This is a genomic window from Cognatundibacterium luofuense (genome assembly GCF_018139685.1).
Lineage (GTDB): Bacteria > Pseudomonadota > Gammaproteobacteria > Burkholderiales > Burkholderiaceae_D > Undibacterium > Undibacterium luofuense.
The window spans coordinates 1-344 of record NZ_JAGSPN010000360.1 but is presented as its reverse complement, the minus strand read 5'-3'; the positions used below and the strand labels follow the sequence as shown (position 1 = coordinate 344).

The 344-nt window shown below is 48.3% G+C and carries 1 protein-coding gene; it reads left to right on the top strand.

Features of this window, described 5'->3' with window-relative positions; all coding sequences use genetic code 11:
- Nucleotides 1–344 (top strand): hypothetical protein (locus KDM89_RS20780; protein ID WP_212689734.1); only part of this gene is annotated, 344 nt, incomplete at both ends.

Genomic DNA, 344 nt, shown 5'->3' with positions numbered 1-344 from the left:
CGCTATCATGCCAGATAATCCAATTGCAGTACCTGCATTGATTGATGTACTCACGCTGAAAGGAAAAGCAAAAGAGGCGATTGATTTTGCGGAAGTCGAAATTCTGAATCAGCCACGCAATTCAAAAATCTGGGCCGCCTATGGCAATTCCTTACAACGAGCCAGTAAACCCGACAAAGCGTTGGACGCCTATATGCAGGCGCTGGCCTTGGAAGCGGATCCGCAATCTAAATTCAGTCGTAAGATCTACAGCTCCTTGCTATTCGTGTTGAATTACCATCCGGATTTGCCGGCAGAGGTGATTTATGGCGGCTATGAGGAATTCGAGCAGCGCTTTGGTGCCC